This window comes from Chryseobacterium sp. (genome assembly GCF_041914225.1).
Taxonomy (GTDB): Bacteria; Bacteroidota; Bacteroidia; order Flavobacteriales; family Weeksellaceae; genus Chryseobacterium.
Map to the genome: position 1 here is coordinate 35,935 of NZ_JAYSDT010000025.1, position 24,566 is coordinate 60,500.

Below are 24,566 nucleotides of genomic sequence, written 5' to 3' on the forward strand. Positions count from 1 at the left end.
TATTGATACAGAAGAGCAGTTCTAAGGAGCTGCTCTTTTTTAGTGCTGTTAAATCAAGAGGGCATTTCTTTGTTTTCGTATTTTTTATAAATTAGTGGTATGAAAATTTATATCGTAAGCGGTCTGGGAGCAGACTTCAAGGTCCTTGAAAGAATAGAATTTCCCAAACACTGTGAACTGATTTTTATAGACTGGCTCATCCCCGAAAAAAATGAGCCCTTCGATGCTTACGTTAAAAGAATGGCGGAGAAAATAGATGATTCAGAGCCATTCTGTCTTCTGGGCTATTCTTTTGGAGGAATTATTGTGCAGGAAATCAATAAATTGAAACCTGCGGAGAAGGTAGTAATCCTTGGAAGCATAAAATCCGATAAAGAAAAATCCAGATTTATAAGGACGGGAGAGGTTACCAAAATCCCAAGAATATTACCTGTAGGGCTATTCAATGACAGGGCTGCCAATGTATATGCTGTTATCAGGAAACTTTTTGATCCTAAAAATCCAAAACTTCTGCAATATTTTAAAGTAAGGGATCCTTATTACCTGAAATGGTCTGTAGAAAAAGTGGCTGAATGGAAGTTTGAAGAAAACCCCGATGTAATTCAGATATTAGGAGATAAAGATATCGTTTTTCCCATCCGTTACTCTAAACCCGATTATGTAGTGAAGGGAGGTACCCATCTTTTTCCGGCTACCAAATCTAAAGAAGTTTCCAAAATATTGAAAGAAGTCTTTTGTGAAAATTAGGAATATTATCTTATAAATAGTATTTTTTATAGGGGTGTTTGATTAAAAATATCATTTTTATGAAATTTATGTTTAAATTTGATAGGGTTAAATATAAATTTTATGAAAGTAGGATTGAAGTGGATCGTTTCATTTTCTGTCATCACACTGGTTGCAATAGGAGGTTTATTCTGGAATCCGGTTGCCGATATTCCTGATACAGGAGAATTTTTAAGTGAGGATAAAATCGTAGGTGCGGATGTTGCCTGGATTCTGGCAGCTGCAGGGCTTGTTCTGCTGATGACACCGGGTCTGTCTTTCTTTTATGGAGGAATGGTTGGCAGGAAAAATGTGATTTCTACCATGCTGCAGAGCTTTATTGCTCTGGGCGTTATCTCTTTGGTATGGGTGGTTGTAGGCTTTTCCTTATCTTTTGGAAATTCATTGGGGATTACCATTGACGGAAAGCATTACGGTATTATCGGAAATCCGTTAAGCTATCCGTTTTTCTGTGGAGTAGGGAATCTGCCGCATAAAATAATGGCTCCCACCATACCTTTTATTCTCTTTGCCCTGTTTCAGATGAAATTTGCAGTAATTACTCCTGCCATCATCACCGGATCTTTTGCAGAGAGGGTTCGTTTTATTTCCTATTTATTATTTATTGTTCTTTTCAGCATTTTCATCTATACACCGCTTTGCCATATGGTATGGCATCCTGATGGTCTTTTAAACAAATATTTCGGGGTGAAAGATTTTGCCGGTGGAACAGTAGTGCATATGAGCGCAGGCTTTGCAGCCCTTGCAGGCGCTATGGTGGTTGGAAACAGAAAAAATCCTCACCATGAGCCTTCCAATATTCCTTACGTACTGCTGGGGACCGGAATGTTATGGTTCGGATGGTTCGGATTTAATGCAGGTTCAGCATTAAGCGCTTCTGCTTCTGCCGCAACAGCTTTTGGTACAACTACTATTGCCTCTGCTTCAGCAATGATGACATGGATTTTTTTTGACAGAATCAATGGAAGAAGTGTTTCTGCTTTGGGAGCCTGTATAGGAGCTGTAGTAGGGCTTGTGGCGATTACTCCCGGATGTGGTTTTGTAAGCATTCAGGAAAGTCTTTTTATCGGATTTATCACAGCAATAGTTTCTAATATAATGGTTAACTGGAAGGCCTTAAAAAAAGTAGATGATACGCTGGATGTCTTTGCCTGTCATGGAGTAGGAGGAATTATGGGGATGATTCTTACTGCTGTTTTTGCCCATGGTGAAAAGGCAAGTCTGCTTCATGGCGGAATTGAGGTCTTTCTTCATCATATGGCTGCCCTGGTTCTTGTTTCTGTTTTCACTTTCTTTGGTTCGCTGCTTTTGTATAAAATTACGAACGCTATGATCACTCTCAGGGTTTCCGAAGAGTCTGAAAATAAAGGCCTTGATCTTTCCCAGCATGAGGAATGCCTGCAGTAGCTTTTATATTCTATTCAGATGTCAATTTCATTAAAGATTTGAAGGTTGATTTTGGGATTTATCATGTATCTTTGTTTTTGAGGAAAATGACGAATCATTTATGGAATCAATATCGGTTTTTGAAATTATTAAAGTAGGAATTGGCCCGTCCAGTTCGCACACAATGGGACCCTGGAATGCCGCTGCTGCATTTATCAGGATTATAAAAAGAGAAAGATCAATAGAAGAAGTAAAAGAGGTTTTTCTTGAATTTTTTGGCTCACTCGCAAAAACGGGGATCGGGCATGGAACTGATATTGCGGGAATGCTTGGTTTGAACGGGGAGGATTTTAAAACGATCAATACTTCAAAAATTGATGAGAAAATAAACTATATTAAAAGTACTCAAACCATTAACCTTGGTGGTGAAAAGGTAATTCCGTTTATCTACGGGCACCATTTGGTTTTAAATATGAAAAAAAGCCTTGATTTTCATCCGAACGGAATGATCTTCAGAGCTGTTTTTGAGGATGGGACAGAGCTTGTGCAGGATTTTTATTCTGTAGGAGGCGGTTTCATAGCCAGCCAGGAAAAAAATTCTATCCAAAAGCAGTGTGTACGTACATTATACCCTTGTCATAAAGCTTCTGATATCGCAAAATACTGTGAGAAACTTGGACTTAATAAAATGTCTGATCTGATTCTGATCAACGAAGAAAGCTGGAGAACTCAGGAAGAAACGAGAAAGGAAGCGCTTTATATCTGGCAGCAGATTAAAGAATGTATTTATAAAGGGGTGAATAAGGAAGGAGTTCTTCCGGGTGGACTGAATGTTTCCCGAAGAGCTGCAGGAATCAACAGAAAGCTTTTAGGAGATAAAATCTATAAAAATAAAGACGAATGGTTCCAGCAGGTGGTAGATGCTGAAGAGAACTTCACGAATATCAACAAATGGATTGCCTGCTTTGCCCTGGCAGTGAATGAAGAGAATGCAAGTTTCGGAAGAATTATCACGGCTCCTACCAACGGAGCGAGTGGAGTTATTCCGGCAGTATTGATGTATGCTCAGGCATTTACTCCGTTTACCTCTGAGGATGATATAGTAAGATTCCTGCTTGTAGCTGGAGAAATCGGGACGTTATTCAAGAAAAATGCGACTATTTCTGCGGCAATGGGAGGATGTCAGGCAGAAATCGGAGTTTCCTCTGCAATGGCAGCTGCCGGACTTACAGAAATCTTAGGGGGAAGTGTAGGGCAGGTATTGATGGCAGCAGAAATTGCCATGGAGCATCATCTTGGCTTAACCTGCGATCCAATTAAAGGACTGGTGCAGATTCCATGTATTGAAAGAAATACAATGGGAGCTATGAAAGCGATTACTGCAGCCAATATTGCATTGGAAAGTGATCCTACGAAAGCAAAAGTAACATTGGATGAAGTGATTCTGACCATGTGGGAGACCGCTCAGTCGATGAGTGACCGTTTTAAAGAAACTTCAGAAGGCGGACTTGCAATTGCAGTCAATGTTCCGGAATGTTAATAGAAAGCTTATTTATTTCAAAATATAAAACCCTTAGGCATTTCTGGCTAAGGGTTTCTTAATAAAATAAAAGTAAAAGCTGTTGAGGCTTTTAGTATCGTAAATAATAACTTATCTTAAAATTCCTCTGATTCTGTTGGCATTGGTAATCAGCTCTTCAAGGTATTCATAGTTTTCTTTTTCAAGTGCAGACTTGAATTTTCTGAGCTGGGAAATATGTTCGTTCAGTACATCCAGTACATTTTCTTTGTTTTGTTTAAATATAGGAACCCACATTTCCGGATGAGATTTGGCAAGACGTACGGTACTTGAAAAACCGGAGCTGGCAAGCTGAAAAATAGTTTCCTCCTCACGTTCTTTTTCAAGGACGGTATTGGCAAGGGCGTAAGACGTAATATGGGAGATATGGGAAATATAAGCGGTATGGACGTCGTGATCCTCTGCATTCATGTAGATCATATGCATATCAAGGGCATTGACTACTTTTTCAACGGTAGCCAAAGCATCTTCTGCAGATTCTTCTTTGTTGCATATTACACCCGCTTTTCCGGAGAAACTTTCTGCAATAGCGGATTTCGGACCGTTGTTTTCTGTTCCCCACATCGGGTGGAACGCGACGAATCTTGAACGCTTCGGATGGTTTTTTACCGCATTTACAATTCCTGCTTTTGTAGAACCTGCATCCATTACGGTTTGCTGATCTGAGACCAGATCTAAAACCACTGGCAGTAATTTTCTTGCAGCATCTACAGGAATGGCAAGAATAATCAGATCCGAATTTTTAATTCCTTCTTCAAGGTCTGCTCCCACATCAATGATTTTAAGATTTAATGCATCACTGATATGCTGTGTATTGTTATCGATTCCGTAGATGAAGCTGGCCAGGTTTTTCTCTCTTAATTTCAAAGCCATCGAACCTCCGATCAATCCCACTCCAATAATACTTATTTTCATCTTTTTACATTTTTTAAAATAAAAAAACCTCGTCCTTAGGACGAGGTTTTAAATTATATTCATAAGAATCCCTATCCCAGAGCTGAGGTAAAAATTCTATAATAATATGTTCCGTTGTTAAAAATCACAGAGCAAAGGTATAAATATTTTTTTAATGAGACGAAATTTTCTTTTCTAAATTGTATAGGGATGGAATGAATTGGTTTTTTAAGGTAGGAGTAGACCGGCTACTTATTTTTTTTAATTGAGTTTTGAAATTTTTTGACAAGATCAGTTTCAAATGTTAAAATATCTTCTGGAATCTTTAAAGTTTCTATTTCTCCTATTTGTTCCATTTTCTATCTTCATATAAATAGAATGTTGTTTTTGCATTTTGTTTCGGTTCAAATTCTCCATCTTCCCCTCCAGTATAAGTAATGAATTTACCAGGTAGATATGAGGCAACTACATAATAATCATTTTCTTTAATAAGATTTTTTATCGCTTTTGAATTTTGGGCATCATTTTCAGGGTTAGTAGATTTTGAATAATAACCTTTAGAATTATTAGGATTCCAAAAATATTGAGTTTCATCCGTTTTTCCAATAAAATCTACGCTGAAAACACCTATTTTTTTATCTGAATAGGTATAGGTTGGATAAGGATTGGAGGTATCTGGAATGAAAAAACCAGTTTCTTGGTATTTAGTATCCAAAAAATTGATGGAAGACTGGTTTTCAATATTTATGGCAGAAACAGTTTTTTCTTTTTGACCTTTACAGCCGAAAAAAAGTAATGTGAGAACTAATAAAGTTAAAATGTTTTTCATCAATGTGCTTTTATTTATAAGTTTTTTATTCAATTTCATTTCCGTATAATGAAAGTTTATTGAAAAAATCACTGTTCAAATTCTCTAAATATATGTTTTGAAGTTCTGAAGCCCAACCTGATGATTCTTCTTTTTTGCCATCAAAGGATAACGTAGAATAAAACTTACCTGTACTAAAATTAAATGATTTTGAATAATTCTTTTGAGCTTTTGTATAACTTAGATCATACCCAATAACTTGTATTTTTTTGTTTTTAGTATCAAACCTAAATTTTATTTTTTCAATCAGATTCTTTCTTTCTCCGGAAATATTTGGTTTTGTAATTTGATCGGCATAATCTACTCGAATGGTAATGACTTTGTTATTAATAATTGGATCACTTAAATAATAATCAGCTTCGGTATTGTTATATAGAATACTATTGTTTAATATGGGAATTTCAACCGTTTTGTTCAATGAAGATAAGTGGATGGATAATACAAAACTTGATAGTTCTGTATTTTGTTTTACCTTAATTACAGCCTTATCTTTAATATTGTCATCATCAAAGTATGGTGTTTCATATTGTGATTCAACAGTGTCCATAGCCTTCACATTATTCTCTTTACAGCTTAAAAAGAAAGATATGAGAGGTAATAAAGTTAAAACGGATTTCATCATTTGGTTAAGTTATTTATTCAGATTTTATCCTGCTTTTATGAACATATCCTTTTTTACCTTCTTTAGAAACCACTAACCACCAATCTCCGTTTTGGTCTAAAACTTCTACTTGTTCTCCGGTTTTAATCTTTTGAAGAATTTGTGCTGTTGTATTTTTATCTTTTCTTAGATTAGTAAAACCGTCTGGATCTACTATTGTTGAATATTTTTTTCTTGATTATCTTCCTGAAGAAGACCATAATCTTTTGAGTATTTTTCAAGGGAAGTATAACCATAATAATTATTTTTTTGAAAAGATTTCTTTAGTTCTGGGTGAGAAATATAGACATTATTTAATAATAAGTATGATTTGTCAGATTGGATATCAACATTTTCCTTACCCGTAAAGCCAAGTTGTAAAAGATAAGCAATAGCCTTTTCTATTAAAGAATGTTCAATACCATTTGTTTTTACAATATTATCTTTATTATCAGCAAGATAAGTTGTTAATGCATACAGAAAAGAATCTTTGGATTTTAAACTTTCTAATAGTTTTTCTCTAATTTTAAATGAATTTGTATTGTTATTATAAAATACAAATGCTAGCCTGGAACTTTGTTCAATATCATCCCAGCTTTGAATATTTTTAACCGCAGAATTAAAAAGGGCTTCATTTTTTTCATAATTAAATAAGACTACTAAATCAGTTGCAAGATCAGGATTTTTAGTTGCTACACTTAAAATCGATGTTAAATCATTCTGATAAATAATTTTATTCAGAGTTAATAATTCCTCAAAATAAGGATGTTTTTGATTACTATTTATGCTTGCCCTAACATTATCTAAATCAGGTAGAATATCATTACCTATTTTAATATATTTTCCCTCCTTTGATATCTGATAATTGGTAGCTTCATTAAATATTAAAATATCATTATATCCGTCTTGAAGTTTATCAGATTTGATACCAAGTAAATCCATATTTATTTTATCAAAATTTTCCTTGGTATTTTTGAATTTTTGATTGGTAAAATAACTTTCAATTATCTCAGTTTCTTTTTTATCCATTGTATTTTCTTTTTCTTGTGAATGACAGGAATTAATTGTTAGTATTGACACAATTAGTAATACTGTTTTTCTAATTTTATTATTGTGGATCATATTTTTTATTTTTTCTAATTACTGTATCTTTTGGATCTGGTACAGTACCATAATTGGTAAACATTGCTTTTAAATCAGTAGTTTCTTCTACATATATATATATGGTTTTGCCCTTTTTAGCTTGCTCAGTATATATCTTTTGAATGATAGGCATGTCTTTATTATAAACCCTTAAGCAACCATGTGTTACCATAAGAGGGCCATTATCTGTTAATCCCTTTTTTCCATCACCGATTGTATGTCCACAGTGCAATAAGATTCCTGAGCGCTTAGAAGCATTTAGCGCATCTCCTGCTTTTGGACTTAAACGAATTGTTCCATGATTTCCAAAGGAAACACCTGAGTTAGGATAAGGCTGACCATTGGCATTAGGTTCATTCAACTCTTGTTTTGTTTTCCATAATCCATTAGGAACGTTTCCATATCCACCATTAGTATATCTATCTTCTCCACCAGTTCCTAAACCTAAAACATAGCATTTATGTAGTATACCAGTATTGTCGAAGAAGACAAGAAGCCCTTCTTTTTTTCTATCACTTGGTACTATTACATCAATGTAAATCGTTGTGTCATCAGCTGTGTATTTTGAATCATATGTTGCATACTTTCCTTTTTGTTTTTTAGGTTCATCTCCTTTACCAAATTTACAGGAATCAATTTTGAAAACTAATGATGTAATGTTAGTAAATGCTTTTTGTTTTTCGTCGTAATTTGTAGATTTTTTATTTCCAATTGTTTTATCGGCATTTTTTCCTACTAAAGGGCATATCTTGCCTTTTACATCTTTTGTAGTATTAGCCAACATATTGATACTTTTCCATTTGAAAAAAATCATTCCACTTGATACTGCTAAATCTATACTTTGTCCAATTGCATCAGGATTTTTAATAACGTCAACATTGTTATATTTTAATGTATAAGGATTACAGTACTTATAAAATCCTTTTCCTGTAACCTGTATTAAACCTCTACCTCTATAATTCCAACCATCATTAGGTTCTGTGTTTTCTAGTTCTTTAGCCTTTGATGCAGGAGGAGAATATGCGTAATTTGCAATTTTTATTTGTGTTTCTCTTGGAACATCAACTGCTTTAGGATCTCTTCTATCTCTTATTGCTCGTCCCCAAAGTTTTGCTTTTTCTCTACCTTCTTTAGTCTTAAATGCACCAAATGTAGCAATTAAAGATTCCCAATAATAATTGAAGCCTTCTCCTTCTTTTAGTGATAACGCATCTCCTGATTCTATTTTTGCTTGTGCAAAAAAGTGAGCCTTATTCCAACAGGTATTCATTCCCAAATCCTTCATGTATTTGGTATATGTATCGGCAACAATTTTTCTGTTGGCTTCCGTAGCATTAGGGAAGATGGTCTTTAAGTCATCTGCAGTTACGGGTTTATCACAATTCGGACATTTTCCATTTTCCGGCTTTGGATCTTGCTTCTGCACCACCGCCGCACTCTTCAATTTCTCCACCTGCACCAAACCTTCCGGATTTATCCCAAATTTCTGAGATTCCGCAGAAAGATCCTTGGAAATAATTTCAATAAAATAGTTTTGTTTATCCGAATCCGGATCGCCGACAGGGGAGTCTATTCCTTTTTCAAAAATAGCTTTTGTAATGACAAACCCTGATGTGTCACATACATCGGCAGGAATTTTAATGTTTCCACTTCTGTAAACTTCATCATTGGAGGTGGTATCATATTCCCAGATCACATACTGAATATGTTTTCCCACCATATTTTTGGAGTGGATTCTTACCCTTACTTTATCTCCTACTGCAACTTTGGAAAGTTCATTTCCTTTATCATCAATGAAAACAGCTTCTATAATATTGCCTTTAGGATCCGGCTGTTTGGGAGCTTTTTGTCCTGGTGTGAACTTTGGAGTATTTCCTTGAGGCTGCGGTTTAGTTTGATTTTGAGATTGTCCCTTATAATCCGGATTAGCTACATCTACGTTGACCTGGCTTGTTCCCTGAATTTGACCTGAATAGCTTGCCGTAACATAATACTCATGATTGGCTCCTTCATTTTTGTCACCTTTCATCATAAACTGATTGGCCATCTGGCGAAGGATTTTTTCATCAGACATCAGGGGAATTTGTACTTCTGCAATACCCTTTGCATTAACCAGAGCTTTGTAGCTGCGGGTATGACGGTTGTTTTTATTAATGACAGGATCGTGGCCTTTTCCCGGCGCATCATCTTCCCAGAGATGGAATTCGATCTCCTTATTAAACATGCCAATACAATGAGCCTGGGCAATAAGAGTATCGCGATAACTGGCTTTATTGACGTTAGCTGCTCCCCGGTTGAAGAGCACTACTTTATCTATTTTTGAAACTTTATTGCTGGTCGGAATAAGGATAAGAGTGCCTGCTAATTCCTTGTTAGCAGGAAGTCCTGGTAAAATACCTTTTTTAATCTCATAGACTTTCATTTGAAACTCTATTCCTACAGCTATTTCTCCAAACCGGTAAGTTACCTTTTCACCGCTTTTAGGCTTTCCGGTGATGTCTTTCCAGGTTCCGTTTTTCTGTTTCTTGTAAAGATACCATTCATATTCACCTTTCAGTCCGAATGAGAGAAGGGAAGGTTTTACTTCGTAGGAATATGTTGTTCCTTCCAAAGGATTCTGATTTCCGATAATAGTTCCTGTCATGGCTTAGCTGTAATAAAGTTCGTCTGCTCCTTTTGTATCTTCCTTGAATTCATCAAAATCTACAACGGGGTTATAAACCTGCTGTTCCTGTGTATTCGCTTTGGCTACATGGCTTTTGCCCGTTTCACTTTGCTGTCCGTGCTTGAGAATGGTAATTTTCCCTCCCGTGCTGCACATCAGTTCTGAAATTTCCGTAAGACAGCTTTTTCCCATGACTTTTACCTTTTCATAGGTTTTCTGCCATTTTCCGGCAGGAGCGTAAGCACAGGGAAGATAGCCTCCTGAAGTCGGTTTAAGCTTACATTGTCCGAACGGTTGTGCTGCCGGATCGAGCTGAAGGTCATCTTCAGTTACGGCAAGATAATCAGCGTTTCCTTCTTCATCATTCCAGTAATGCTTCTGATGACTTGTTACCTTAAATTTTGGAAATTTAAATCCCTGATTACATTGTACAGTTCCTTTCTGTACAACGAAATATTTTCCTTCATGAGGGGTAGAACCACTGTCTTCCTTATGATCTTCCTTTTTTTGTTCTTTATTGGATGGTTCAGCCTTTTTAGATAGCTGCTCTTCATTCTGAGGTTGTTCTCCTTCCGAACTTTCTTCCCCGGAACTGATATTTTCTGTAGACTCTTCTCCGGATAATGAGGAGTTATTTTGAAGTTCTGTTTCTTCAGCCATAAGCTGTGGATCTTCCGGAATTATAATCGTTTTTCCGGGAACAGGTTCCTGCATAACATCTTCCGGCGGGCAGTGAAGATTGTGGTAGGTTTTTAAAATACCTTCATCTTTCAGCTTAAACTGCCTGGTGAGCGAACTGAACGTATCGCCTTTTTGTATGACATAATTTTTCATATTATCCTTGTGTTATGTTGATACGGTGTTGGTGTATCAAAGCCTCTTCAGGGCTCAGTGAAACCGAAGCTTTTGCCTGAAGAAGATTTTTATTTTTTATGTTGGTGGTGTATTCTAATACAATATTGCCTGAGGCAGGTTCCGATGTCTTTTCTTTAAGATTAATTCCACGTAAGATCTCCTGTGAAGTGCATAATTCACTGATTTTGCCATTTAAAATGGTTAAGACAGTGTTTTCTCCCCCATTTTTCTGTCCGATATTGATTTCACATTGTACGGGAAAAGAATTCTGTAAAAAATAAAACGGTTCTTTCCACTTTGTTTTCTTCTGAAACCAGTCTATTTTAGGAAACAGTGTCTGAAACAGGAGTGTGCTCTGAAACTGCTGTAATAAAAATGATTCATCTTTAATATTTCTCTCAAAAATGTTCATATAATTTTGAGAGACTTCCCCTACATAGAACTCTTCAAGATCTTTTACGCTGATGGATGAAAGTGTCAGTGATTTTTTTATGATCTGCAAACCCTGTGATTTTGCCTTTTTCATTCATAATAAATTCAAGGGACATAATACTTTTCATGCAGGCAATGGAAAGATTGCTTACTTTATCATCAGGCGTATTTCCAGCAGACGTAAAATCTTTTTGGGCATAACTTACAATATATTGTCCTGTTTTTCTGTCTTTGCGGAGATTAAGATCAATGGTGTAAGTGATGTTAACCGGATCTTCAAACGGACTTTCAATGCTTTCATTAACAGTGTATGTTGTGGCAAAGAAGGAAGGGGAGAGGTGTGACGGAAGAATGTTTTTTCTTTCCTGCTCTTTCTGTGCTTCTGTTTTATAATATACAGGAACAAAGATAGTCTTCACTTTATTAAGGTTTTCAAACCAAATCCTGTCCATTTTTTCACAATGCGAATTATGAAACAGCTTCAGTTCCTCACCGGTCATGCCTAGCCGGGAAGCGATAGAGGTCAGCGTATCTCCATTCCGTACCTGATATTGTAAGAAATCAATTTCCATCCAAAGTGAATTATCCTATAAAGCTATTAAAAAACTGTATTTGAAATTAATTTTTGGGGTTAAATTTTAAAAATTGTAGTAGAATTACGACATGAATTGATGAAGCAAAGAAAGCCGCCGGGCGAAAATTCAAAGAATTTTCGCCACCTCACCAGTAAAGGGAATGTTGCCTTCAGTTAAGGTTTTTGGCAGAATTATGACCTTCTGGTGTATTTTTAATGCAATGCAGACTGGATTCCTGCGGAATGACAAACTGTATGGGTAAGACAAACATTCCAATTGTGCCATTCCGCAGAAATCTAAATATCGAGCAGTTGAATGATCTGTGTTTTAAAGAATATTTATAAACTTCTGAAAATAAGAGAGTAATACTGATTATTTTGTTTTATCAGCCTTGATAATATTCAATCTTTCCTCAACCTCATTGATTCTTTTGAGCCAATAGTTGATTCCTTCCTGATTCGTGACAGTTTCCTTAAACGCATTACGGTTGACAGCCCATAAATGACTGCTGTTTTTCTGATAATCCAGTTCCCGTTCTTTTTTTGTTTCAGGCTCAATACGGTATCTCCAGAATACCAGAGATTTCATATATTCTGAGCGGATTTTTTCCAGATATTCAATAATTGCTTTCCGGTCCTGCGGTATATAACCGGGTCCGGAGCATCCAAACGAATGAAAAGTAATTCCGACGGTATACAAATCCTGGATATGGGTCCATTGCTTATCATCATTTTTAGGTGGTGATTTGAAGTCGAGTCCCATATTAGCCATCAGATTTCCACATTCGGGACATTTGGCTTCCACCGAAACCTGAGCGTCCCGGTCCACATCTTTAAGGTGGCGGCGTTTGAATGTTTTCCGGCAGTTGAAACAGGCATAATGACCTTTGTAAACCATCATGGCATATCGGCACATATTACAATCTTAATCTTTGGTTATAAGTTATTTTTATTTGTTTTTTCTTCTTCATTAAAATTGATTCCCATAAAGCTGCCGGCACTTCGCGGATCGTAGACCGACCATACATTTCCCCAGGGAAACTTGAAGGTGCAGCTCGGGTAAGGTTTTTTCTTTTTTTGGGTTGGAGACCTATTCAGAACCTTTGTAAGAAAAGTGTTGTTCCTGTGAAAGACATTCATTTCTTTTTCCTCCGTCCATTCACTCCAGTCTTTGGCATCACCATTTTCCCATGTGTTCATATGGATAGTGTCCAGCTGATTTTCAAAAAAGCACAGACTGAAAGATATCTGATAACCCTGTATTTCTATAGGCTTAAAATAATACCAGAAATATCCGGTTTTGACATCCCACACATCATGATACTTTTCTCTATAAAAATCAGACTGTTTCAGCTGATCAAGGCTCATTCCTTTATAAAGACTGGTAGCAAAGGCTTCCAGCTCTATAACTCCATTTTCACTGTTAATCAGCATGTCCCAAAAAATTGAAGCCATAAATATACCCGTTTTTTCTTTACAGTCAACGAATAATATTTACAGCTTCCGGTAGAAATAGAAATATCGGTGTGTTATTTTGGTCTAAGGGTTTGAAATTATTAATGTAGATGGGATATCAGAAAGCCAAAGACTCTTTGTATCGATCAGGTTTTTCCAGCTTTTACTGCTGATCAGCATCAGGTCCTGGGAATTCAGGAATTCTTTCTCAATCTTTTTCTCATTGTACAACGTGATATGATTGGGAGCCACCTGTTCTATACTTCTGATCAGTTCTTTTACTTCAATATTATTTCTGATCTGTCCTGCAGCATCCAGAATGATAATCTGGGAGTTATTGTTATTGATAAGCCTTTTGGCATATTCCAGAAGATAAAAATCACTCAGATTGAAGATCGGGACAAATACTTTGTCTGCTGCTTTAAAATCTTTTTCCACCAGAACTCCCACAGGAATATTGGTTTTGTCGAGAATCTGAAGGGTAAAATCGTCAAAAGGAGAATTATTGAATATATTTCCTTTACCTTTTACCGTGTTCAGCAGTTTTTCAGGATTAATAATTTTGGTTGTAAAACCTAATAATCTTCCTAATAAACTGCCTTCATACATAGATTTACCAAGCATGATCAGCAGAAGATCATAGTGTCCTTTATTGGTAATGCTGGTAAGATCACTTTCAATATCAGTAGACGCTTTAAAGAGGGTGGTAACTTCCAGATTAAGATCGTGAGAGGTTTCAATTACATTCTGGAACTGTGAATTTTCATATTCGTTACTATCATAGGCATGCATCTCATCTACCGGTGCGATGTTCATGGCTGTGATGCTTTTATTGCCATTCATTTTATGGGTAAAGTTATGGGCAAGTTTTAAAAGGGTACTTCCTGATTCCGGCTTATCAAATGAGAGCAGCACACGGTATTTGGAATCATTATCCTGAATAGGTTCGTCCTGATTTTTTTTAGATTTAAAAATGAAATTAATAAAGTTAAGAGCAGGCCCTGTCATAAAAGTTGTAAAAAGCGCCATGATCACAAGCATAGCAAATATTTCAGGACTTAAAACACCAAGATCATATCCAATGTTGAGTACAATAAGTTCCATAAGACCTCTTGTATTCATCAGGGCTCCGATGGTTAAGCTTTCTTTCCAGTTGATACCTACAAACCTTGCTGTAAGGGCACTTCCTGCAAATTTTCCGAGAACGGCGGTCAGAATAATAAATCCTGCGGTCATCCACAGATGGCTGTCATTGAGCAGGCCGATCTGTGTACGAAGTCCTGTAAATACAAAGAATAACGGCAGAAGAAGTACTAAGGCCACATCTTCTACTTTATCAATAAAAAGGGTACGGAACTTTGCATTTTCCGGCATAATAGCTCCTGCCATAAAAGCCCCGAATAAAGCGTGAATACCGATTACCTCAGTAGCATATGCAGATAAGATCAGCGTCAGGAAGAAAATAGCCACCATTGGTTTACTGATCGTATTTTTTCCTGCCTGGAGGTCTCCAACCCTTTTCAGGAAAGGTCTTACAATTTTAATCATCAGAAATACATAAGCAATGGCCATGATAATCACGTAAATAGAGCTGGCGAAAGACCCTGCTTTTACAATCGCAATCACGGCCGCAAGAATGCACCATGCCGTAATGTCATCTGCGGCAGCACAAGTAATAACAATGGTTCCCAGTTTGGTTTTCTGAAGGTTTCTTTCCTGTACAATTCTTGCCAAAACCGGAAATGCAGTAATACTCATAGAAATGGCTATGAATAATGCAAAAGAAGTAAACTGAATACCGTCCGGGGCAAACTCCTGGTACACAAAATAGGAAAGCCCTATTCCCAGTGCAAAAGGAATAATGATACTGGCATGGCTGATGACCACGGCATCATGAGCTTTTTTTCTTAATACGCTCAGGTCCAGTTCCATTCCTACAATATACATGAAAAGAATAAGACCTATCTGACTCAGAAACTGCAGGTTGCCTAAAGATTCTTTCGGGAAAAGAAATGCTGAAAATTCGGGAAAGTACATTCCGACAAGTGACGGCCCCAGTACAATCCCTGCAATCATTTCCCCGATTACAGTAGGCTGTTTTATTTTCATACAAATCCATCCGAAAAGCCTTGCGGTCATAATAATGGTGACAATTTGTGCCAGTAATAAGGCAAGCGGATGGTGGAGATTGGTCTTAAATGATTCCAGGAAATTTTCCCAGGTAGAGCCACTGCTGGTGCTGGCAACGATATTTTCTTTTACCTCCAGTGTCTGTCCTTCGATAATGAAGTAATACATCAGTCCGGAAAAGACTGCGATGGTCGTAATGTAGAAAATTAAATTTTTGTATTTCCCCAAATTCATGATTCCAATTTTAATGCAAAGTTCATAAGAATATAGTTATGTTAAATACTCTTTTTTTTAAAATGTAATGAATGTTCCAAAAAATGTAATAAAATCTATCTGAAAGAGCAGCCAAGCCCAATTCCTATTTTCCAGCTGCCATTCTGATCTGCCGTTTTTGAATTATAGTAAGCAGGGATCTGAACGGCAATCTTTTTATAAACCATTGTCAGACCGGCTCCCAGAGTCGGCATAATGGGGCTGTTTTTAGTTCCGGAAGATCTGTCTTCTTTAATTCTTAGTGAAGGAAGCATTCCCAGTATAAATTTTGCATTTTTGTAGGTAAAGTTCAGATTCGGGCCTGTGAAGTTGATAAACGCACCATGGTCTACATATCCGGCAGTGGCTATTCCGTCAAAAAAAGAAGCCTTAACTTTTGAAGAAGTCTCTTGGGAAAAACACAATCCGGATATGAGGATTCCTGCAGCATAGAAACAGTTTTTCATTATAAAATCAGTTAATTCTCTGCAAAAGTAACCGGATTGTATATTGAAAAAGGTGAGCTGTAATGAAGTGAGGATATTCTGTAACGAAACAGAGAATATCTGAAGAAATGTTTATTTTCCAAATCGCTCCATCAGAGAATTTTTGTAGGCATCTCCAATCTGGAGTTTCAGAAAAGTATGGTCTTCCGAAGGAATGGTTGTAATAATTTCGTTGGTTGAAAATACTTTGATGGAAGACAGGGCGATAATTTCTTTTTTGTTGACCTGTGCGAAATCTTTGGATGGCAGCATTTCCAGAAGATTTTTGAAATTCAGGTTTTTTAAAACAATGGTGGTTCCGTCACTGAGGATAATATCTTTATCTCTGCTGTCTATTTCGGAGGTTTTGATATAAGAAATCTGTTCCGTAAATATGACGGTTTTTCCAATATTGGTATTCCATTCAATAAATGCTTTTTTAGGACTCTCTTCCACAAGTTCCTTCGCTTTCTCAAACGCCTGGATCAACCGTTCTTTTTTAATAGGTTTTCTTACGTAATCCACCACATTTAAATCGAAAGCTTCCGCGGCGTACTCTTTATAAGCTGTTAAGATGATTTTTTTGGAACCTGAAATAATTTCAGCTACCTGAAGGCCTGTCATTCCGGGCATTTCAATATCCAGAATACACAGATTGCAGTCGATGCTGTCTATTTCATTCAGAAAAACTTTAGGATCATTGAACGCTTTTACGACTTCTACATTTTCGATCTGCTCGCATAGAAGTTTTAAATAACTGATCGCCAGTAATTCGTCATCCAGAATAACGCATTTTATCATAGAATTCTCCTAAATTGATTTTTAATTCTGCTGTAAAAACTCCGTTTCTTGAGCTTCTTTCAAGCTGGTAATATGTGCTGTAGATCATTTTAAGCCGTTGATCAAAAGACTGGCTTCCAAAACCGCTCTTTTCTTTTTCCAGGATATTTTTTAAAGAAGCTTTATTGCTTACTTTCATGGTGTAAATTCCGTTTTCAAGCTCCATGTAAATAGAAATAAAAGAGTCCTGGGCGAGAAAATCCGTATGTTTGAAAGCGTTTTCAATAAGATCTACAGAAATCAGCGGGGCAAATACCTTTTCTTCATACACGGAATCGGTCTTGTTGATCCTGGATTTGATTCTGAAATCGAAGAGGGGATTGATCTTGATTTTATTAATCTCAATAAGGCTTAAAGCAAAATTGAGCTCTTCTTTAGGACTGACAAACTTGTTGTTGCTTTCGTATAAAATATAATCCAGCACATTGGCCAGCTTATCCAGTGACATATACGTCTGATAGGCATGTGACTGAACCGAATTGAGAATGTTTTTAAACAAATGCGGGTTCAGCTTAGTACCAATGTGTTCCAGACGGACTTCATTCAGACGTTGTTCAATAAGTTTATTGGTTTCTGATAATTTGGTATTTCTCTGTTTCAGTTTGTGGTTCTGGCTGAAGAGATAAATACTCGTTGTCAGAAACAGGAAAATGGCAAAAACTCCGATGAATATCAGATAATCATGAATCATGTAGTAATTGCCTTCCATAGCGTAGGATTATGAAAAACTATTTAAGTTTCTTAAGACCGTTTACGGTCACACTTTCTTCACATTTTTCAAAAGTGATCTCGTAAGACGGATTTTTTTCAGGGTAGGTTAAAAGATAGTCGGGACATGGTTTTTTCTGAGCATGGCTGCGGTCAAAATCCACTTTTCCGTTGGTAATGATACTGTCTTTTATAAATTTTTCATCAATCTTGTAGGTTGTCATGGCATTTTTAGCCTCATCAGAATATTTGAATTCCTTGGAAAGTGTTTCTGCAATCACACGGCTGTTGGGTAAATAGCCGCTGCAGCTTGCTCCTTTCTTGTTTAAAATAAAAAATACAATCAAAAGCCCCGGAACGAAGCCTATTGCATAAAATTTCAGTTTCTTCATTAGAAAATTAAAAGATTGATATCGTGGTAGGTAAGCCCGAAACGGTCGCAGATGATCTTCTTCGTATGTCTTCCTTTGTACATATATAAGCTCTGCTTCATTTCGTTTTTGCGGATCAGCATGTTTTCAAAGCCGCCCTCTTCGTCATAGTTTAAAATATAGGAAAGGAAGAAGTTTGAGATCGCCTTGGTGGTGGTTCTCGGCATTCTTGAGGTAAGGTTCGGAAGTCCACAGTGGATGACACCGTGTTTGATGACATAAGGATCTTCCATAGTGGTAAGCTCTGAAGTTTCAATCACTTTACCGTTATCTATGGTGATATCGATGATCACACTTCCTTTTTTCATTTTCATGACCATATCTTCAGTAACGATAGGTGTCATATTCAGTCTTGGTAGTGCTCCGATTACTACGTCAGCACGTCTTAAACTTTTGCTGAGTTCTTTAGGGTCAATAATGGAAGTCGGTACACGGCTGTCAACAATGGTGTGAAGTCTTCTCAGTTTTGATAAAGAGTTGTCGAAAACCTTTACGCTGGCTCCTAAACCAATGGCTGCCTTTGTCGCAAACTCGCCAACAATTCCGGCTCCGAGAACTACTACTTCTGCAGGCCTTACTCCTGTAATTCCCCCAAGCATTAAACCATTGGATAAGGCTAATAATTCGGAAGCGTATAAAATAGAAACGGTTCCTGCAATTTCACCGACTAATCTTACCAAAGCCAGCTGCTTGTATTCATCAACGATAAATTCGAAGGCAATAGCATTTATTTTCTTCTCTGCAAGCTTTAAGAAATATTCCTTATCCCTGAGATTGATCTGAAGTGCCGAAACCAGATACGTATTGGGTTTCATGTACTCAATTTCTTCCTCTGTGGGAGGATTTACCTTCAGGATAAGATCCTGCCCGAAAGCTTCTTTGGGATCATTGGTGATTTTCGCTCCAGATTCAGAGTATTGTAAATCTGTAAAAAACGAACCCTGTCCGGCCCCTGCTTCTATAATGATCTCATGGCCATGCTCTACCAGCACCTGTACGGCGTCGGGAGTAATGCAGGTTCTCCTTTCGTTGAGACAGGTTTCTTTAGGAATTCCAATACTGAACTGTTTCCCTTTTTTTATAACCTCCAATTTTTCCTCTTTCGGCATTAATTCTTCTTCTGTGAAAGGAGTAAAAATATTTGTACTCATCCTTAAATTAAATTATGTCTTACAGATTGTTTTTTACACTCAATTAAGAAGCAAAGATACATAATATTTAATCGAATGAAATTTCTCTGTTTTCACCCGTATTCACAATGCTCATTGTGTGGTAGTTGAGCCCGTAAAGCTCTTCCTCATACACTTCAGGCCACTCGATAATGCATAAAAAAGAATTGTCCAGATATTCTTCAATGCCAATATCATATACTTCTTCAATGTTTTTCAGACGATAAAGGTCAAAATGATATACTTTTCCTTTTTCCGTATTGTATTCATTGACAATAGAGTAAGTAGGGGAGTTTACTTCATCTTTGCTGCCCATATTTTTAAGCAGAAACTGTGTGAATGTTGTTTTACCCGCTCCCAGATTTCCCTTTAATAAAAGAATATTATGTTGTAATTGAGGAATGATGCTGTCAACAACTTCCTGCCAGTCTTCGATTGTATTGATAGTGAACTGCATATATTGATTTGTTTTGCAAAAATAATGATTTATAGCTTTTAAGAGATGAATTGAGGCTGGAAGTTGGAAGCAAGAAGTTAGGCCAGACACTCAAACATCTTTACTCTCAAACTCTCAAACTCGAATCCCGAAATTCTCAGCCTGTTCCAACTTCACCATAAATTACTTAATTTTACAGCATGATTTCCAAACAGACCATTGATAAAATATTCTCCACCATCCGCGTTGAAGAGATTGTGGGTGAGTATGTGCAGTTGAAAAGGGCAGGGTCTAACTACAAAGGACTCAGTCCGTTTCACGATGAGAAAACACCCAGTTTTGTAGTTTCTGCGAGTAAGCAGATCTGGAAAGATTTCTCTACAGGAAAAGGAGGAACGGCCATCTCTTTCCTGATGGAAATTGAAAACTTTACGTATCCTGAGGCACTCCGCCACGCTGCCAAAAAATACGGAATTGAAATTGAAGAAGATCAGCGTGATATTTCTGAGGAAGCAAAAAATGCTCAGACAGAAAAAGATCTGCTGTATAAAATCCACGAAGTTGCCAATACTTACTTTCAGGTAATTCTTTGGGATGATCAGGAAGGCAGGAGTATAGGGCTTTCTTACTTTAAAGAGAGAGAACTCCGGGATGACATTATTAAAAAATTCCAGCTCGGATATTCTCCTGAGAAAAAGAATGCTTTTACGGCATATGCACTGGAAAAGGGATACACTAAAGAAATTCTTGAAAAGTCCGGACTTTCTATTTTTCCGGAAAATACTCCTGCAGGGGTAGACCGTTTCAGGGAAAGGGTAATTTTCCCGATTCACAGTTTTTCCGGCAGAGTATTAGGATTTGGGGCAAGGATCCTTAAAAATAATGTCAAAACAGCGAAATATCTCAATTCACCGGAAACGGAGATCTACCATAAATCTAATGTCCTTTATGGATTAAACCAGAGCAAGCAGGCCATTTCAAGGAAGAATGCCTGTCTTTTGGTGGAGGGATATATGGATGTGATTTCACTTCATATGTCAGGAATTGAAAATGTTGTGGCAAGTTCCGGAACGTCTTTGACAACAGAACAGATTAAGCTCATTAAGAGACTTACGGAAAATGTAACGATTCTTTTTGACGGTGATAATGCCGGTATCAAAGCCAGTTTCCGAAGTATTGACATGTTACTGACTGAGGGAATGAATATCCGCGTTCTGCTTTTACCAGATGGAGATGACCCGGATTCATTTGCCAGAAAACATCCGCAGGAGTACGTTGAAAAGTATATCGAAAATGAAGCGATGGATTTCATCGACTTTAAGGCGGAAATTCTCTTAAAGGATATAGGAAATGATCCTATCAAAAAGGCTGAAGCGATAAGGGATATCGTAAAATCTGTCTCATTTGTACAGAATGCCCTGAAAAGAGAGGTTTATCTGAAAGAGGTTTCCAATAAATTCGGACTTTCCGAACAGAGTCTTTTCAATGAACTGGATGTTCAGAAGCAGATCACGCAGAATCAGACACATCATGTTCAGCAGCAGCAAAAGGAAAAAGCAGCAGTTCCGAAGATGGAGATTGTTCCTTTGGATCAGGAAAAAGAAGATCCTTTTCTATATGATGTCTTATTCATGGAGAATAAGTTGGTGGATCATATGCTGATGTTCGGAGACATTATCCTGAAAAGGAGAAATGAGCAGAATGAGGAATACCAGATTACCGTTATTGAAGAAATTCTTCACCATTTTGAAGAAGAGCAGTATACATTTTTAGTCAAAGAAAATGAGATCATTATCAACCAGGTGAGGGAAGGAATTCAAAAGGATGAGCTGAGAAGTGGAAACTTTTTTGTATCTTTTATGGATGAAGAGATTACCACGAAAGTTGTGGATGCTCTGATTCCGCTGGATGAGCTTGAAAACTGGGCTTCCAGAAATATTTATCCTCCCAATTACGGAGATAAAGTGGCAGATCAGATCAAAGGGGATATTTTATTGCATAAATACAGATATATTGATTATCTGATCAAGGAAACAGCCAAAGAGCTTGATCAGTACAGCAATACGGATGAAATAAAGTATTACGAGCTGATCAAAAAGATCACTTTGCTGAAGCAGGCTTCCATCCGGCTGAGTAATATCATAGAATATTCACCTATCAAAGGAATTTATGTAGATAGAAAGAGATAGTTTAAGTCAGATTTTTTTGAAAGTCTGTGACAAAAAGTCCTATAAAATTTTAGGAATAAATATTGTAATTTAAACTTTGAGAATATTTAAAAATAATACATAATAGAAATATGGACATTAAAAAGGAATTCAGAGACTTCTCTGTAAAACATTTAGGAAACAGCGGTTTGGTAACCGATCAGTATATGGGAATGTATGGACCAACGAATCTTACTCCGTACATCATGGAAGAAAGAAGATTAAACGTTGCTCAGATGGACGTTTTTTCCCGTCTGATGATGGACAGAATTATCTTCCTGGGAACAGGCATTGATGATCAGGTAGCCAACATCGTTACGGCTCAGCTTTTATTCCTGGAAAGTGCTGACCCATCAAAAGATATTCAGATTTATATCAATTCTCCTGGTGGTAGTGTTTATGCAGGTTTAGGTATTTATGATACAATGCAGATCATCAAACCGGATGTAGCGACCATCTGTACAGGTATGGCAGCTTCAATGGGGGCTGTATTACTGGTAGCAGGAGAAAAAGGAAAGCGTTCTGCACTTAAGCACTCAAGAGTAATGATTCACCAGCCTTCAGGAGGTGCCCAGGGGGTTGCTTCTGACATGGAGATCAACTTAAGAGAAATGCTGAAATTGAAGCAGGAGCTTTATGAGATCATCGCTCATCATTCAGGACAAACCTATGAGTGGGTAGAAAAATCTTCTGACAGAGATTACTGGATGACTTCTGAAGAAGCTAAAGGCTATGGAATGGTAGATGAGGTTTTACAAAGATCTACAGAGAAAAAATAATTGATTTTTAAAATCATAAAAAGCCGTATCAGTCTAGTCTGGTGCGGCTTTTTTTTGGATTATGTTTTAAGTTTAGATTCCTACGGCACTATATAGAATTTATTTAAAATACTGAAAATCAAAATTCTAAATTATTTTACAAATAATAAGTGTCAATATTTGTGTCAATTACTCAAAAAACTGTTAGTTAATTTTGTTCGAGAGTTATTAATAGGAGATTAGAGAAGGTCTTCTAGAGAGCCATACCGAAGAAGAAAAAGGACAAAAATAATTTTGAATCCCAGGTTTTTTTAAAACCATTTTTTACTACGTTTGAACTCAGACAATGGGGGCAGTAGAGTTTTTTTTGATAGTTATCATAATTTCAAATTTAACACAGTTTACTGTTTTTTTTATTTTCAAAAAATTTATTATATATTTGAAAATACAACCATCAACCCAACCTATGATTATATGTTTATAAGAGCATTATTTTTTTTCACTATTTTAATATTTAATTTCGGCTATAGTCAAACCAAATTCGGTGATTCACATACAAATACAAATACAAATACAAATACAAATACAAATATGAATGAACTATTGTTTAATGCAAAATTAACTCCAGAAGTTATTACCTTAAAGCCAATGAAATATATTGTTGTTGATAAAAAGGTTACGGCAGAAAGTACAGAAGCTTTTATTGCAATTCAGGGGCTTTATAAATTAAGTGAAATTATTCAAAGTAAATTAAAAGATAAAGGTGTTATTTATGAACTTCCTCCATTAGAAGGAGAATGGAGTTTATCAGATCCTAAAATAGGATTTAAAGATCACAACAATATAATAGGTAACTTTATGTTATTGCAGCCTGAAAACTTAGAAGATGATTTATTTAATGAAGTGAAAAGTAAATTATTGGAAGAATCCAAAAATAAAGACTATTATGAGTATTTAAAAGAAACAAACCTTAAATTGATAGATGAAAACAAAAGTATTAAAATGCTTCACATAGGTCCATATACTGAGGAACAGACAACATTTGATATTATGGAACAATTTACCCATCAACTTGGTCTTAAAAAATTATATAATTATCATAAAGAATCCTACATAAAAGATATAAGAACGGTTTCAAAAGAGCAATTCCAAACTGTCTTGAAATTTCAAGTTCATTAATAGCAAAGTTTCATAAAGGCAAACATCCTTTCTTAGACTTATTTATTAAATTCAAAAAAATATTGATGTCAATTTTTCCTCCAAAATTTTTATTCATTGTACTGATTACCAGTGTCTGGGTAAATATTTCAGAAGTTTTTCGTTTTTTTATAGTTGTTTTACCTGAAATGAAACAATATCTATCGTTAATCCCAAATGTAATTCCAGTGAACTGGATCAGATTTTTAATTTGGGGGATTTGGGATACTATTCTAACAATTGTACTTGTGTATATAGTGTGGATTTGCAGTCAATATTTTGGCAAAACCAAAAGAACTATATTTGTTAGTTCTACAATTTGTTGGATTACATTTTTTTTATTGTTTTGGATAGCGTTAGCAAACATGAATTTATCCAAACTTTCTCTATTGGCTTATACCCTACCACTATCTTGGGTAGAAATGGTAATCGGAGCTTGGATAAGTACAAATTTACTTAAGTATTATACACAAAAACTATAGTTATACAAATTATAGAGACAATAAAAACATGCAAAAAGATCAAAAAATAAACTGATATTCCGTTAATCTGTAATAGCCACTACTTGATCTGACAGTTTCAATTTCTTTTTCCTTCTCGTTGGCGTAAAAGCTTTTGAAGTAATCTTTAGTGTCTTCTAAATTGGTTTTTGTACCTTCTCTTATAGGAACTGTCG

At 36.3% G+C, this 24,566-nt stretch carries 24 protein-coding genes; 6 read left to right on the top strand and 18 right to left on the bottom strand.

Annotation, left to right across the window (positions count from 1 at the left end; genetic code table 11):
- Positions 1–99: 99 nt before the first annotated feature.
- The 3 genes from ACE3RB_RS12510 (at position 100) to ACE3RB_RS12520 (ending at position 3,712) form a co-directional block, all read left to right on the top strand.
- A complete protein-coding gene (locus ACE3RB_RS12510; RefSeq protein WP_374464511.1) occupies positions 100–747 on the top strand; it encodes an alpha/beta hydrolase in 648 nt (215 codons plus the stop codon).
- Between the two features lie 102 nt (positions 748–849).
- On the top strand, positions 850–2,193 hold the full coding sequence (locus tag ACE3RB_RS12515) for an ammonium transporter (RefSeq protein ID WP_374464512.1): 1,344 nt from the start codon (positions 850–852) through the stop codon (positions 2,191–2,193).
- Between the two features lie 100 nt (positions 2,194–2,293).
- On the top strand, positions 2,294–3,712 hold the full coding sequence (locus ACE3RB_RS12520) for an L-serine ammonia-lyase (protein ID WP_374464513.1): 1,419 nt from the start codon (positions 2,294–2,296) through the stop codon (positions 3,710–3,712).
- 111 nt (positions 3,713–3,823) lie between these two features.
- Here the strand turns inward: ACE3RB_RS12520 and ACE3RB_RS12525 are convergent, their stop codons facing one another.
- The 18 genes from ACE3RB_RS12525 to tsaE form a co-directional block, all read right to left on the bottom strand.
- Positions 3,824–4,666 carry a prephenate dehydrogenase gene (locus ACE3RB_RS12525; protein WP_374464514.1) on the bottom strand — a complete coding sequence of 281 codons (843 nt, stop codon included), beginning with the start codon at positions 4,664–4,666 and terminating at the stop codon, positions 3,824–3,826.
- Positions 4,667–4,988: 322 nt separating this feature from the next.
- Positions 4,989–5,474, bottom strand: a complete 486-nt coding sequence (locus ACE3RB_RS12530) for a hypothetical protein (protein WP_374464515.1) — start codon at positions 5,472–5,474, stop codon at positions 4,989–4,991.
- Positions 5,475–5,499: 25 nt separating this feature from the next.
- Positions 5,500–6,135: a hypothetical protein gene (locus ACE3RB_RS12535; RefSeq protein ID WP_374464516.1), complete on the bottom strand. Its 636-nt coding sequence runs from the start codon at positions 6,133–6,135 to the stop codon at positions 5,500–5,502.
- A 13-nt stretch (positions 6,136–6,148) separates the two neighbouring features.
- Positions 6,149–6,331 (bottom strand): SH3 domain-containing protein, encoded by a 183-nt coding sequence (locus ACE3RB_RS12540; RefSeq protein WP_374464533.1) that lies wholly within the window; start codon positions 6,329–6,331, stop codon positions 6,149–6,151.
- Positions 6,328–7,182, bottom strand: coding sequence for a hypothetical protein (locus ACE3RB_RS12545; RefSeq protein ID WP_374464517.1), 855 nt, complete (start codon positions 7,180–7,182; stop codon positions 6,328–6,330). The genes ACE3RB_RS12540 and ACE3RB_RS12545 overlap by 4 nt, the downstream gene beginning before the upstream one ends.
- Before the next feature lie 79 nt (positions 7,183–7,261).
- Positions 7,262–9,940: a hypothetical protein gene (locus ACE3RB_RS12550; protein ID WP_374464518.1), complete on the bottom strand. Its 2,679-nt coding sequence runs from the start codon at positions 9,938–9,940 to the stop codon at positions 7,262–7,264.
- A gap of 3 nt (positions 9,941–9,943) precedes the next feature.
- Positions 9,944–10,795 (bottom strand): PAAR-like protein, encoded by an 852-nt coding sequence (locus ACE3RB_RS12555; protein ID WP_374464519.1) that lies wholly within the window; start codon positions 10,793–10,795, stop codon positions 9,944–9,946.
- 1 nt (position 10,796) lies between these two features.
- Positions 10,797–11,318: a hypothetical protein gene (locus ACE3RB_RS12560; RefSeq protein ID WP_374464520.1), complete on the bottom strand. Its 522-nt coding sequence runs from the start codon at positions 11,316–11,318 to the stop codon at positions 10,797–10,799.
- The gene (locus ACE3RB_RS12565; protein WP_374464521.1) at positions 11,263–11,820 is read right to left on the bottom strand and encodes a LysM peptidoglycan-binding domain-containing protein; all 558 of its coding nucleotides are present in this window, start codon (positions 11,818–11,820) and stop codon (positions 11,263–11,265) included. Before ACE3RB_RS12565 ends, ACE3RB_RS12560 begins: the two co-directional genes overlap by 56 nt.
- A 375-nt stretch (positions 11,821–12,195) precedes the next feature.
- Positions 12,196–12,723: a hypothetical protein gene (locus ACE3RB_RS12570; RefSeq protein ID WP_374464522.1), complete on the bottom strand. Its 528-nt coding sequence runs from the start codon at positions 12,721–12,723 to the stop codon at positions 12,196–12,198.
- 35 nt (positions 12,724–12,758) lie between these two features.
- Positions 12,759–13,277 (bottom strand): hypothetical protein, encoded by a 519-nt coding sequence (locus ACE3RB_RS12575; protein ID WP_374464523.1) that lies wholly within the window; start codon positions 13,275–13,277, stop codon positions 12,759–12,761.
- Between the two features lie 84 nt (positions 13,278–13,361).
- On the bottom strand, positions 13,362–15,641 hold the full coding sequence (locus ACE3RB_RS12580) for a cation:proton antiporter (protein WP_374464524.1): 2,280 nt from the start codon (positions 15,639–15,641) through the stop codon (positions 13,362–13,364).
- A 95-nt stretch (positions 15,642–15,736) separates the two neighbouring features.
- Positions 15,737–16,126, bottom strand: coding sequence for a hypothetical protein (locus ACE3RB_RS12585; protein ID WP_374464525.1), 390 nt, complete (start codon positions 16,124–16,126; stop codon positions 15,737–15,739).
- A 111-nt stretch (positions 16,127–16,237) separates the two neighbouring features.
- Positions 16,238–16,945 (bottom strand): LytR/AlgR family response regulator transcription factor, encoded by a 708-nt coding sequence (locus ACE3RB_RS12590; RefSeq protein ID WP_374464526.1) that lies wholly within the window; start codon positions 16,943–16,945, stop codon positions 16,238–16,240.
- Positions 16,920–17,693, bottom strand: coding sequence for a histidine kinase (locus tag ACE3RB_RS12595; RefSeq protein WP_374464527.1), 774 nt, complete (start codon positions 17,691–17,693; stop codon positions 16,920–16,922). Before ACE3RB_RS12595 ends, ACE3RB_RS12590 begins: the two co-directional genes overlap by 26 nt.
- A gap of 19 nt (positions 17,694–17,712) precedes the next feature.
- Positions 17,713–18,084 carry a hypothetical protein gene (locus tag ACE3RB_RS12600; protein WP_332389079.1) on the bottom strand — a complete coding sequence of 124 codons (372 nt, stop codon included), beginning with the start codon at positions 18,082–18,084 and terminating at the stop codon, positions 17,713–17,715.
- Positions 18,084–19,274 (bottom strand): alanine dehydrogenase, encoded by a 1,191-nt coding sequence (locus ACE3RB_RS12605; RefSeq protein ID WP_374464528.1) that lies wholly within the window; start codon positions 19,272–19,274, stop codon positions 18,084–18,086. Before ACE3RB_RS12605 ends, ACE3RB_RS12600 begins: the two co-directional genes overlap by 1 nt.
- A gap of 67 nt (positions 19,275–19,341) precedes the next feature.
- On the bottom strand, positions 19,342–19,749 hold the full coding sequence (gene tsaE / locus ACE3RB_RS12610; RefSeq protein WP_374464529.1) for a tRNA (adenosine(37)-N6)-threonylcarbamoyltransferase complex ATPase subunit type 1 TsaE: 408 nt from the start codon (positions 19,747–19,749) through the stop codon (positions 19,342–19,344).
- Positions 19,750–19,928: 179 nt separating this feature from the next.
- On the opposite strand from tsaE, the gene dnaG reads away from it, so the two are divergent.
- The 3 genes from dnaG (at position 19,929) to ACE3RB_RS12625 (ending at position 23,872) form a co-directional block, all read left to right on the top strand.
- Positions 19,929–21,917 carry a DNA primase gene (dnaG, locus tag ACE3RB_RS12615; RefSeq protein ID WP_374464530.1) on the top strand — a complete coding sequence of 663 codons (1,989 nt, stop codon included), beginning with the start codon at positions 19,929–19,931 and terminating at the stop codon, positions 21,915–21,917.
- A gap of 110 nt (positions 21,918–22,027) precedes the next feature.
- Positions 22,028–22,714, top strand: coding sequence for an ATP-dependent Clp endopeptidase proteolytic subunit ClpP (gene clpP, locus ACE3RB_RS12620; protein ID WP_002980860.1), 687 nt, complete (start codon positions 22,028–22,030; stop codon positions 22,712–22,714).
- Between the two features lie 570 nt (positions 22,715–23,284).
- Positions 23,285–23,872, top strand: a complete 588-nt coding sequence (locus ACE3RB_RS12625) for a hypothetical protein (RefSeq protein ID WP_374464531.1) — start codon at positions 23,285–23,287, stop codon at positions 23,870–23,872.
- Positions 23,873–24,566 lie beyond the last annotated feature (694 nt).

Coding starts and splice junctions, on each gene's coding strand:
- ACE3RB_RS12525 (WP_374464514.1), bottom strand. CDS start 4,666: ATGAAAATAAGTATTATTGGAGTGGGATTGATCGGAGGTTCGATGGCT.
- ACE3RB_RS12575 (WP_374464523.1), bottom strand. CDS start 13,277: ATGGCTTCAATTTTTTGGGACATGCTGATTAACAGTGAAAATGGAGTT.
- ACE3RB_RS12625 (WP_374464531.1), top strand. CDS start 23,285: ATGAATGAACTATTGTTTAATGCAAAATTAACTCCAGAAGTTATTACC.
- ACE3RB_RS12605 (WP_374464528.1), bottom strand. CDS start 19,274: ATGAGTACAAATATTTTTACTCCTTTCACAGAAGAAGAATTAATGCCG.
- ACE3RB_RS12535 (WP_374464516.1), bottom strand. CDS start 6,135: ATGATGAAATCCGTTTTAACTTTATTACCTCTCATATCTTTCTTTTTA.
- ACE3RB_RS12545 (WP_374464517.1), bottom strand. CDS start 7,182: ATGGATAAAAAAGAAACTGAGATAATTGAAAGTTATTTTACCAATCAA.
- ACE3RB_RS12515 (WP_374464512.1), top strand. CDS start 850: ATGAAAGTAGGATTGAAGTGGATCGTTTCATTTTCTGTCATCACACTG.
- clpP (WP_002980860.1), top strand. CDS start 22,028: ATGGACATTAAAAAGGAATTCAGAGACTTCTCTGTAAAACATTTAGGA.
- ACE3RB_RS12580 (WP_374464524.1), bottom strand. CDS start 15,641: ATGAATTTGGGGAAATACAAAAATTTAATTTTCTACATTACGACCATC.
- dnaG (WP_374464530.1), top strand. CDS start 19,929: ATGATTTCCAAACAGACCATTGATAAAATATTCTCCACCATCCGCGTT.
- ACE3RB_RS12510 (WP_374464511.1), top strand. CDS start 100: ATGAAAATTTATATCGTAAGCGGTCTGGGAGCAGACTTCAAGGTCCTT.
- ACE3RB_RS12550 (WP_374464518.1), bottom strand. CDS start 9,940: ATGACAGGAACTATTATCGGAAATCAGAATCCTTTGGAAGGAACAACA.
- tsaE (WP_374464529.1), bottom strand. CDS start 19,749: ATGCAGTTCACTATCAATACAATCGAAGACTGGCAGGAAGTTGTTGAC.
- ACE3RB_RS12570 (WP_374464522.1), bottom strand. CDS start 12,723: ATGATGGTTTACAAAGGTCATTATGCCTGTTTCAACTGCCGGAAAACA.
- ACE3RB_RS12600 (WP_332389079.1), bottom strand. CDS start 18,084: ATGAAGAAACTGAAATTTTATGCAATAGGCTTCGTTCCGGGGCTTTTG.
- ACE3RB_RS12565 (WP_374464521.1), bottom strand. CDS start 11,820: ATGGAAATTGATTTCTTACAATATCAGGTACGGAATGGAGATACGCTG.
- ACE3RB_RS12555 (WP_374464519.1), bottom strand. CDS start 10,795: ATGAAAAATTATGTCATACAAAAAGGCGATACGTTCAGTTCGCTCACC.
- ACE3RB_RS12520 (WP_374464513.1), top strand. CDS start 2,294: ATGGAATCAATATCGGTTTTTGAAATTATTAAAGTAGGAATTGGCCCG.
- ACE3RB_RS12595 (WP_374464527.1), bottom strand. CDS start 17,693: ATGGAAGGCAATTACTACATGATTCATGATTATCTGATATTCATCGGA.
- ACE3RB_RS12530 (WP_374464515.1), bottom strand. CDS start 5,474: ATGAAAAACATTTTAACTTTATTAGTTCTCACATTACTTTTTTTCGGC.
- ACE3RB_RS12585 (WP_374464525.1), bottom strand. CDS start 16,126: ATGAAAAACTGTTTCTATGCTGCAGGAATCCTCATATCCGGATTGTGT.
- ACE3RB_RS12590 (WP_374464526.1), bottom strand. CDS start 16,945: ATGATAAAATGCGTTATTCTGGATGACGAATTACTGGCGATCAGTTAT.